At 65.9% G+C, this 10,562-nt stretch carries 7 protein-coding genes and 2 rRNA genes (1 of these 9 cut by a window edge); all 9 read right to left on the bottom strand.

The features are described from left to right. Positions 1-47: 47 nt before the first annotated feature. Positions 48-791: a MerR family transcriptional regulator gene (locus ABZO31_RS04300; protein WP_406859602.1), complete on the bottom strand. Its 744-nt coding sequence runs from the start codon at positions 789-791 to the stop codon at positions 48-50. 29 nt (positions 792-820) lie between these two features. Next, a complete protein-coding gene (locus ABZO31_RS04305) occupies positions 821-1,765 on the bottom strand; it encodes an FHA domain-containing protein (RefSeq protein WP_406865250.1) in 945 nt (314 codons plus the stop codon). A gap of 82 nt (positions 1,766-1,847) precedes the next feature. Then, entirely contained in the window at positions 1,848-2,687 is an 840-nt protein-coding gene (locus ABZO31_RS04310; protein ID WP_406859603.1) for a DUF881 domain-containing protein, read from the bottom strand. 5 nt (positions 2,688-2,692) lie between these two features. Further along, the gene (locus ABZO31_RS04315) at positions 2,693-3,025 is read right to left on the bottom strand and encodes a small basic family protein (RefSeq protein ID WP_003970459.1); all 333 of its coding nucleotides are present in this window, start codon (positions 3,023-3,025) and stop codon (positions 2,693-2,695) included. Beyond that, on the bottom strand, positions 3,022-3,951 hold the full coding sequence (locus ABZO31_RS04320) for a DUF881 domain-containing protein (protein ID WP_406859604.1): 930 nt from the start codon (positions 3,949-3,951) through the stop codon (positions 3,022-3,024). The genes ABZO31_RS04315 and ABZO31_RS04320 overlap by 4 nt, the downstream gene beginning before the upstream one ends. Before the next feature lie 100 nt (positions 3,952-4,051). Beyond that, the gene (locus ABZO31_RS04325) at positions 4,052-6,547 is read right to left on the bottom strand and encodes a sugar phosphate nucleotidyltransferase (RefSeq protein ID WP_406859605.1); all 2,496 of its coding nucleotides are present in this window, start codon (positions 6,545-6,547) and stop codon (positions 4,052-4,054) included. A 114-nt stretch (positions 6,548-6,661) separates the two neighbouring features. Further along, positions 6,662-7,270, bottom strand: coding sequence for a CDP-alcohol phosphatidyltransferase family protein (locus ABZO31_RS04330; protein ID WP_406859606.1), 609 nt, complete (start codon positions 7,268-7,270; stop codon positions 6,662-6,664). Positions 7,271-7,422: 152 nt separating this feature from the next. Beyond that, positions 7,423-7,539, bottom strand: a 5S ribosomal RNA gene (gene rrf / locus ABZO31_RS04335). Between the two features lie 82 nt (positions 7,540-7,621). Then, positions 7,622-10,562, bottom strand: a 23S ribosomal RNA gene (locus ABZO31_RS04340); it runs 177 nt beyond the window's last position.

Here is a 10,562-nt window from a genome sequence, read left to right on the forward strand (position 1 = left end):
ACCCTAGGCCGTGCCCGACCGGTTTGGATAGTCGGGCCCGGGCAAGATCACTGCAGGCGGAGCCCCAGAGCGGTCTGGACCAGCGCGGCGTGCAGCCGTACGGAAAGGCCCGCCAGTTCACGCGCGGTCGCCTCGGCATGCGCCCTGGTCTGCGGATTCCGGTGCCGCCGCAGCGGGGCGACCATCTGCTCGACCAGACCGGCCTCGCGATCCGCGGCCGCCTTCACCGCCCGCAGGTGCCGAGGTTCCAGACCGAATCTCCCCAGATCCGCGACAAGTCTGGCGACGTTGACGGCCTCCGCGTCGTACCCGCCGTCCGGACCGGCGGCCAGGAGCCCGTACGACTCCCACTCGGCCAGCTCCGCCTCGGTCACCTCGGCGGCGGCGAGCAGCTCGGCCCGGCCGATCCGGGCCGCCGTCGGACGGTCCTGCTCCGGATCCCAGGCCCCCTCGAGGAGGTCGCGCTGCCCGCCCGGCGCCGGCAGCCGGACCTGCTCACCGCGGGCGAGGGCGTCCAGATGCTCGCGGATCACTTTCAGCGGCAGGTAGTGGTCCCGCTGCATCCGCAGGATCTGGGCGAGCCGCTCCACGTCCTGCGGACTGAACTTGCGGTAACCGGAGGCCGTGCGCTGCGGCTCGACCAGCCCCTCGGCCTCCAGGAACCGGATCTTCGAGATGGTCACTTCGGGAAACTCGTCGCGCAGCTGGCCGAGCACCGCCCCGATGCTCACCATCCGCTCCCCGGCGGTGGCGGTGCCGGTACCGGCACCGCCCGTCGCTGTTCGCACCATGGACCTTCCCTGAAGGCTGCCCGGAGCGGTCAGACGCCCCGCTGGCTGGAGTAGAACACCAGCCGGTACTTGCCGATCTGGACCTCGTCACCGTTGTTGAGCCGGACCGCGGAATCGATCGGCTCACGGTTGAGGTAGGTGCCGTTGAGGCTGCCGACGTCGCTCACCGTGAATCCGCCGTCGGGCTGGCGACGGAACTCCACGTGGTGGCGCGACACCGTGATGTCGTCCAGGAAGATGTCGCTCTGCGGGTGGCGGCCGGCCGTGGTCAGCTCGCCGTCCAGCAGGAAACGGCTGCCCGAGTTCGGCCCGCGGCGCACCACGAGCAGCGCCGAACCGGCCGGCAGCGCGTCGACCGCGGCCTGCGCCTCGGGCGACAGCGACGGCAGCGCGGTCTGGCCGGTGGCCTCCGCCTCGTACGCCTCGATGCCCGAGATGGAGATCGTGGACGTCGTCTCCGACGCGCGCTCCGCCGGGGCCCCACCGCGCAGCGGCGCGCCACAGTTGGAGCAGAACCGACTGTCCGCGGCGTTGCGGTGGCCGCACCTCGTACACACCGGCATGGACGCATCCTCCTGCCGCGGCTGCCCCGCGGAGGCGTGGGTCGCATACGGGTCGGGGGCAAACCCTCCACCCGCACTTGAGGTTGATGATTCTCCGAAACCTATGCGGCCGGGACCGGCAGGGTCAACAGAAGACGCGCCCTGTCCGCCCGGAATGTCACCGCCCTGCCCGCCGACCTCGTCGCGGAAGAGCGGCCGCTCGGCCTGCTGTTCCTCGCTCTGGGCCTGGCGCGGCGCGCGGTGCTTGGCGTTGCCGCCGTCCTCGCGTGCGCTCTTGCCGAACAACTTCGCAAACAACTTCACGGGCGATTCCCCTTGACCGAAACAGACCCGCCCGTGGGGCAGGACGAACCCTGGATCGACTCTCGTGCCGACCCGGACACCTTCACAACGTCCGTGACCTCCGGACAGTTTCCACCACGCACCGGGAGTTGCCTGCGGCGACCCCCCGCAACGTCACGCCCTTGTCCCGCTTCCCCCATGTACCCCCGCCTCACTGCGACGACGACCGAGCGTAGTCAGGGCGCTCCGCAGGTCGCAACGCATCGACAACGATCTTGCTGGAGCGGGTCACCGAGGCGGTGGCCTGCTCCTTCTCCAGCGTCTGCACCACACCGCCGGGGATGTTCAGCGCCGGTTCGAGATCCTCGGGCTTGCCGATCACCTTGAAGACGTACGGAGCGGTGATCTTCTTGCCGTCGACCTCTATGGCGCCCTCGCCACCCGAGAAGTAGCTGTCCGCGACGACCCGGACGTCGTTCACCTGGATCGCCTCGGCGCCCGCCGCACGCAGCTCCTGGATCGCGTCGAGCAGCATGTCCGACTCCACAGCGCCCGCGCCGTCCGTGACCGTCAGCGTGATCCCCGGCCCCTCGGCCGCGACCGTACCGGCCAGGATGCCGAGCTGCCGCTCCTTCTCCCGCGTCTGCTTGCGGGCCTCCTCCGCCTGGTCGGAGCTGCTCTCCAACTCCCGGCGCTGGCTCTCCAGACGGGTCTTCTCGTCCTCGAGGCGCTGCGTACGGTCGTCGAGCTCGTCCAGGATCCGCACCAGGTCCTCCTGGCGGGCGCCGCGCAGCGCGCTGTTGTCACTGGTCGAGCGGACCTGGATGGCCAGACCCAGACCGAGCACGAACAGCAGCAGGGCGACGACGAGTTGGGCCCGGCTGAAGCGCGGCGGCCACAGCCCCGCGGCCAGCCGCTGCCGACCGGTCTGCTCCGGCTCGGCCGGCGTCCCGGCGGCAGGCTGCGTCCCGCCGGCGGGCTTCGCCTCCGCCGCGGCGTCCGGCGCCGGCGTCTCCTCCGGCTTCCCCTGAGGGTTCTCCTCGGTGCTCATCGGCCTCACGCCCGGAACACGTGCCGCCGGATGGCGGCCGCGTTGGAGAAGATCCGGATACCGAGCACGACCACCACACCCGTCGACAGCTGCGCGCCCACGCCCAGCTTGTCGCCCAGGAACACGATCAGCGCGGCCACCACCACGTTCGACAGGAAGGACACCACGAAGACCTTGTCGACGAAGATCCCGTCCAGCATGGCCCGCAGCCCGCCGAACACCGCGTCCAGGGCGGCGACCACGGCGATGGGGAGATAGGGCTCGACCACCGCAGGCACCTCGGGCCGGACCAACAGTCCGACCACCACTCCCACGACGAGGCCCAGTACGGCGATCACGATGTGCCCTTCCCCTTGTCGGCCGTGGACTCCCCGGTGGGCTTCCCCGCCCCGGCGCCCCTCGGCTCGGCTGTACGTACGATCAGGCTCGGCGCGGCCGGCAGGCGCACCTCGTCCTCTACCGAGATGCTGCTGCGGATCCCGAAGTTCTCCTGGAGCACATGCAGGTACTGGCCGTCGGCGCTGTCCTGGAAGGCGGTGCTCAGGCGCCGCCCGTCCCCCACCGCCAGCACGGTGTACGGAGGCACCAGCGGACGGTTGTCGACCAGTATGGCGTCACCCGCGGCACGGATCGCCGACAGGGAGGTCAGCCGCTGGCCGTTGATCGACACGGCCTCGGCGCCGGACTGCCACAGCCCGTTCACCACCCGCTGCATGTCCCGGTCCCGCACCCGCCCGGTATCGGCGAAGCCGCTGCTCTCCCGCGGCCCGCCACCGCCGTCCGCGGCGCCTTTCGCGTCGTCCACGACCAGCTTCACGCCCGGCCCGTGCACCGGCGTCGCGCCCGACAGCAGAGCCACCAGCTCCGCCTGGTCGCCGCCGTGCTGCTCCAGGGCCTTGCGCTGCCGCTCCCCCACCTCTCGGCGGATCTTCTCGACGTCCTGCTCCAGCGTGTCCGCGGCGGCCGTCTCGGAGTCGATCCGGTCGATCAGCTCCTCGCGTTCCTTCGCCACGATCGGCGCCGCCTCCCGCGCCTGCGCCGCACCCAGCGTGACGACCGCGGCCGCGAGCACCAGTCCGGCGGCCAGGCCCAGCTTGGCCCGCAGCGGCCGCGGCAGCCCCTCGCCCCGGGCGGCGCGCCGGGCGGTCGCCTCGGCGTAGCCGTCGTCCAGGGCATGGTCCATCACGTTGTTCAGCAGCGACATGGACGCGTCGGGACGCGGAGGCGGGGTGCCTGTGCTCCGAACGGGGGGCTGCTGCGACATGCCGCACATCGTCGCACGTCGCGACGGCTACCGCCGAATGGCCCCACCGAAGTGCCGGGCGTGCCCGATTCGGACACCGCCCGGCACACCCGTCACCGGGTCATCGCCCGGCGCCCTCCACGACGGCGCACCACTCGTCGAGCAGGGCCTGCGCGGAGGTGTCGTCGGGCCCCTCGGCCCACAGATGGGTGACGGCCTCGGCCGGGTCGGGCAGCACCATCACCCAGCGCCCGTCCGCCTCCACCACCCGTACACCGTCGGTGGTGTCCACGGACCGGTCGCCCGCCGCCTCCACCACCCGGCGCATGACCAGGCCCTTCACCGCCCACGGCGTCGCCACGTCCCGCTTGATCACATGGGCCCTCGGGATCCGCGCGTCGATCTGGCTCAGCGTGAGCTGCGTCCGCGCCACCAGACCGATCAGCCGTACGAACGCGGCCGCACCGTCGAAGACGCTGCTGAACTCCGGCACGATGAACCCGCCGCGCCCGTCCCCGCCGAAGATCGTCGACTCCTCGCGGCCGACCCGCGTCAGATCGTCCGGCGACGTCGTCGTCCACTCCACCTGCGTCCCGTGGTACGCCGCCACCTGCTCGGCGATCCGCGTCGTGGTGACCGGCAGCGCCACCCGCCCCGACCTCCGCTCCGCGGCCACCAGGTCCAGCATCACCAGGAGCGACCGGTCGTCCTCGATGATCCGGCCCCGCTCGTCCACCAGCGACAGCCGCTCGCCCACCGGGTCGAAGCGCACCCCGAACGCCGCCCGCGCCGACGCCACGATCTCCCCGAGCCGCACCAGACCGGCCCGCCGCGTCTGCACGGACTCCGTGGGCCGCGACTCGTCGAGCCCCGGGTTGATCGTCAGTGAATCCACCTGCAGCCGGCCGAGCAGGCTCGGCAGAACCAGGCCCGCACTGCCGTTGGACGCGTCCACCACGACCTTCAGCCCCGCCTCCGCGATCCCGGAGGTGTCCACCTGCCTCAGCAGCGCACCGGTGTAGGAGTCGAAGACGCTCGACGGGAACGACAGGTCGCCGATCTCGCCCGGGAACGCCCGTCGGTACTCCTGACGCGCGTACACCCGGTCCAGCTTGCGCTGCCCGGCCTGTGAGAGGTCCGCCCCGCGCTCGTCGAAGAACATGATGTCCACGGAGTCGGGCACACCCGGCGAGGTCCGGACCATGATCCCGCCGGCACTGCCGCGCGCCGTCTGCTGCCGCGCCACCGGCAGCGGCACGTTCTCCAGGTCGCGTACGTCGATGGCGCTGGCCTGCAGCGCCGAGATCACCGCCCGCTTCAGGGCCCGCGCGCCACGGGAGTGGTCGCGGGCGGTCGTGACCGTCGCGCCCTTCTTCAGCGTCGTCGCGTACGCCCCCGCCAGCCGCACGGCCAGCTCCGGCGTGATCTCCACGTTGAGGATTCCGGAGACACCGCGCGCACCGAACAGATGCGCCTGGCCGCGGGACTCCCAGATCACGGAGGTGTTGACGAAGGCGCCGGCCTCGATCGTCTTGAAGGGGTAGACGCGCACGTTCCCCTGGACAATCGATTCCTCACCGATGAGGCACTCGTCGCCGATGACCGCCCCGTCCTCGATCCGGGCCGCCCGCATGATGTCGGTGTTCTTGCCGATGACACAGCCGCGCAGATTGCTCTGCTGGCCCACATACACGTTGTCGTGGACGACGGCCTTGTGCAGGAAGGCGCCCGACTTCACGACCACGTTGGAGCCGACGACGGTGTGCTCGCGGATCTCCGCGCCGGCCTCGACCTTGGCGTAGTCCCCGATGTACAGCGGCCCGCGCAGCACCGCCTCCGGGTGCACCTCGGCCCCTTCGGCGACCCATACCCCGGGCGAGATCTCGAAGCCGTCGAGTTCGACCTGAACCTTGCCCTCGAGCACGTCTGCCTGTGCCTTGACGTAGCTCTCGTGGGTGCCGACGTCCTCCCAGTAGCCTTCGGCGACATAGCCGTAGACCGGCTTGCCCTCCTTCATCAGCTGGGGGAAGACATCCCCGGACCAGTCCACCGGAACATCGGCCTTCACATAGTCGAAGACCTCCGGCTCCATGACGTAGATACCGGTGTTCACCGTGTCCGAGAAGACCTGTCCCCAGGTCGGCTTCTCCAGGAAACGGTCGACCTTTCCTTCCTCGTCGACGATCGTGATCCCGAATTCCAGCGGGTTCGGCACACGCGTCAGACAGACGGTGACCAGCGCGCCCTTCTCCTTGTGGAAGGCGATCAGATCGGAGAGGTCGAAGTCGGTGAGCGCGTCTCCGGAGATGACGAGGAAGGCATCGTCCTTCAATGCCTCCTCGGCGTTCTTCACGCTCCCGGCGGTACCGAGTGGCTTTTCCTCATTGGCGTACGTGAGCTCCATTCCGAGGTCCTCGCCGTCGCCGAAGTAATTCCTGACGAGGGAGGCGAGGAACTGCACGGTGACAACGGTCTCGGTGAGACCGTGCCGCTTGAGCAGGCGCAGCACATGCTCCATGATCGGCCGGTTGGCCACCGGCAGAAGCGGTTTGGGCATGCTCGAGGTCATCGGGCGAAGTCGAGTGCCTTCGCCACCAGCCATCACGACGGCCTTCATGTCGGAAGCGTCCTCCTTGAGAGACGACGGTCTAGCCGACTTCACCCATCCGCTCGGTGGCCCTCTTGCGTCAGCGACGTACCGGCGACACTGCACGGCACGGGACAGACGGGCTCAATCGGCCTTGATGTCCGCCTTCACGAGACGGCGGACCTGGACCACGTACAGGATCCCTGCCCACCAATAGAGAGTTGTACCCCATCCTGCGAAGGCCCACCCGAAAACTTCGGCGAGTGACGCAATCCAGGTGTCTCCGTCACTGAGGAGCAGCAGCGGAAACGCGTACATCAGGTTGAAGGTGGCGGCCTTTCCGAGGAAGTTCACCTGCGGCGGAGGATAGCCGTGCCGACGGAGGATAGCCACCATCACCAGCAGCATGCCCTCACGGGCCAAAAGCACGAGGGTCAGCCAGAGCGGAAGGATCTCCCGCCAGGTGAGTCCGATCAGCGTGGAAAGGATGTACAGACGGTCCGCGGCGGGGTCGAGCAACCGGCCGAGGTTGCTGATCTGGTTCCAGCGGCGGGCCAGCTTCCCGTCGAGATAGTCGCTGATCCCGCTCAGCGCGAGTACCAGCAACGCCCAGCCGTCGCTGTTGGGTCCGCCGAACACGGGGCGGAGAATCAGCCACAGGAACAGCGGCACGCCGACGAGACGCGCCATGCTGAGGATGTTGGGGATGGTGAGGACCCGGTCCGTCTGAACGCGAGTCTCCTGGACCTCCACCCGGGGGCCTCCTGTGGGAAATGAGCCAACGATGCCCACTGACCTTACCGGCAGGTGCCGCGGGGGCGTGCACAGGGGGTACCGGCGGCCTGCCCCTGAACGCAAAAATGCCTCAACCCCCGGACCAGGTCCAGGGGTTGAGGCTAAAAATTGTTCGGCGGCGTCCTACTCTCCCACAGGGTCCCCCCTGCAGTACCATCGGCGCTGAAAGGCTTAGCTTCCGGGTTCGGAATGTAACCGGGCGTTTCCCTAACGCTATGACCACCGAAACACTATGAAGTTGAACCGCCGCACCACCCGTAGGGGGGCGTGTTCGTTACTTCAGAACTAACACAGTGGACGCGAGCAACTGAGGACAAGCCCTCGGCCTATTAGTACCGGTCAGCTCCACCCATTACTGGGCTTCCACATCCGGCCTATCAACCCAGTCGTCTACTGGGAGCCTTACCCTCTCAAGGAGGTGGGAATACTCATCTCGAAGCAGGCTTCCCGCTTAGATGCTTTCAGCGGTTATCCCTCCCGAACGTAGCCAACCAGCCATGCCCTTGGCAGAACAACTGGCACACCAGAGGTTCGTCCGTCCCGGTCCTCTCGTACTAGGGACAGCCCTTCTCAATATTCCTGCGCGCACAGAGGATAGGGACCGAACTGTCTCACGACGTTCTAAACCCAGCTCGCGTACCGCTTTAATGGGCGAACAGCCCAACCCTTGGGACCGACTCCAGCCCCAGGATGCGACGAGCCGACATCGAGGTGCCAAACCATCCCGTCGATATGGACTCTTGGGGAAGATCAGCCTGTTATCCCCGGGGTACCTTTTATCCGTTGAGCGACGGCGCTTCCACAAGCCACCGCCGGATCACTAGTCCCGACTTTCGTCCCTGCTCGACCCGTCGGTCTCACAGTCAAGCTCCCTTGTGCACTTACACTCAACACCTGATTGCCAACCAGGCTGAGGGAACCTTTGGGCGCCTCCGTTACCCTTTGGGAGGCAACCGCCCCAGTTAAACTACCCATCAGACACTGTCCCTGATCCGGATCACGGACCGAGGTTAGACATCCAGCACGACCAGAGTGGTATTTCAACGGCGACTCCACAACCACTGGCGTGGCCGCTTCAAAGTCTCCCACCTATCCTACACAAGCCGAACCGAACACCAATATCAAACTGTAGTAAAGGTCCCGGGGTCTTTCCGTCCTTCTGCGCGAAACGAGCATCTTTACTCGTAGTGCAATTTCACCGGGCCTATGGTTGAGACAGTCGAGAAGTCGTTACGCCATTCGTGCAGGTCGGAACTTACCCGACAAGGAATTTCGCTACCTTAGGATGGTTATAGTTACCACCGCCGTTTACTGGCGCTTAAGTTCTCAGCTTCGCCCTGTCGAAACAGAGCTAACCGGTCCCCTTAACGTTCCAGCACCGGGCAGGCGTCAGTCCGTATACATCGCCTTACGGCTTCGCACGGACCTGTGTTTTTAGTAAACAGTCGCTTCTCGCTGGTCTCTGCGGCCACCCCCAGCTCAGAGTGCAAGACTCATCACCGGTGATGGCCCCCCTTCTCCCGAAGTTACGGGGGCATTTTGCCGAGTTCCTTAACCATAGTTCACCCGAACGCCTCGGTATTCTCTACCTGACCACCTGAGTCGGTTTAGGGTACGGGCCGCCATGAAACTCGCTAGAGGCTTTTCTCGACAGCATAGGATCATCCACTTCACCACAATCGGCTCGGCATCAGGTCTCAGGCTATGTGCTGTCCGGATTTGCCTAGACAGCGCCCTACACCCTTACCCCGGGACAACCACCGCCCGGGCTGGACTACCTTCCTGCGTCACCCCATCGCTTACCTACTACCACCTTGGGTCGGCGGCTCCACCACTCCCCTTTGCCCGAAGGCTCCGGGGCGGCTTCACGGCCTTAGCATTAATGGGCTCGATATTGGGCGTTTCAAAGCGGGTACCGGAATATCAACCGGTTGTCCATCGACTACGCCTGTCGGCCTCGCCTTAGGTCCCGACTTACCCTGGGCAGATCAGCTTGACCCAGGAACCCTTAGTCAATCGGCGCACACGTTTCTCACGTGTGTATCGCTACTCATGCCTGCATTCTCACTCGTGAACCGTCCACAACTCGCTTCCGCGGCTGCTTCACCCGGCACACGACGCTCCCCTACCCATCACAGTCCCCGTTGGGGGTATGTACTGCAATGACACGACTTCGGCGGTACGCTTGAGCCCCGCTACATTGTCGGCGCGGAATCACTTGACCAGTGAGCTATTACGCACTCTTTCAAGGGTGGCTGCTTCTAAGCCAACCTCCTGGTTGTCTCTGCGACTCCACATCCTTTCCCACTTAGCGTACGCTTAGGGGCCTTAGTCGATGCTCTGGGCTGTTTCCCTCTCGACCATGGAGCTTATCCCCCACAGTCTCACTGCCGTGCTCTCACTTACCGGCATTCGGAGTTTGGCTAAGGTCAGTAACCCGGTAGGGCCCATCGCCTATCCAGTGCTCTACCTCCGGCAAGAAACACACGACGCTGCACCTAAATGCATTTCGGGGAGAACCAGCTATCACGGAGTTTGATTGGCCTTTCACCCCTAACCACAGGTCATCCCCCAGGTTTTCAACCCTGGTGGGTTCGGTCCTCCACGAAGTCTTACCTCCGCTTCAACCTGCCCATGGCTAGATCACTCCGCTTCGGGTCTTGAGCGCGCTACTGAATCGCCCTATTCGGACTCGCTTTCGCTACGGCTTCCCCACACGGGTTAACCTCGCAACACACCGCAAACTCGCAGGCTCATTCTTCAAAAGGCACGCAGTCACGAGACGTGCAAGCACGTCCGACGCTCCCACGGCTTGTAGGCACACGGTTTCAGGTACTATTTCACTCCGCTCCCGCGGTACTTTTCACCATTCCCTCACGGTACTATCCGCTATCGGTCACCAGGGAATATTTAGGCTTAGCGGGTGGTCCCGCCAGATTCACACGGGATTTCTCGGGCCCCGTGCTACTTGGGTGTCTCTCAAGCAAGCCGCTGACGTTTCAGCTACGGGGGTCTTACCCTCTACGCCGGACCTTTCGCATGTCCTTCGCCTACATCAACGGTTTCTGACTCGCCTCACAGCCGGCAGACTGTGAAAGAGAGATCCCACAACCCCGTATGCGCAACCCCTGCCGGGTCTCACACGCATACGGTTTGGCCTCATCCGGTTTCGCTCGCCACTACTCCCGGAATCACGGTTGTTTTCTCTTCCTGAGGGTACTGAGATGTTTCACTTCCCCTCGTTCCCTCC

The sequence above is a fragment of the Streptomyces solicamelliae genome (assembly GCF_045348655.1).
Classification (GTDB): Bacteria; Actinomycetota; Actinomycetes; order Streptomycetales; family Streptomycetaceae; genus Streptomyces; species Streptomyces solicamelliae.

Excerpts from the sequence above, each read along its gene's own strand:
- ABZO31_RS04300 (WP_406859602.1), bottom strand. The coding sequence starts at position 791 with ATGGTGCGAACAGCGACGGGCGGTGCCGGTACCGGCACCGCCACCGCC.
- ABZO31_RS04310 (WP_406859603.1), bottom strand. The coding sequence starts at position 2,687 with ATGAGCACCGAGGAGAACCCTCAGGGGAAGCCGGAGGAGACGCCGGCG.
- ABZO31_RS04320 (WP_406859604.1), bottom strand. The coding sequence starts at position 3,951 with ATGTCGCAGCAGCCCCCCGTTCGGAGCACAGGCACCCCGCCTCCGCGT.
- ABZO31_RS04325 (WP_406859605.1), bottom strand. The coding sequence starts at position 6,547 with ATGAAGGCCGTCGTGATGGCTGGTGGCGAAGGCACTCGACTTCGCCCG.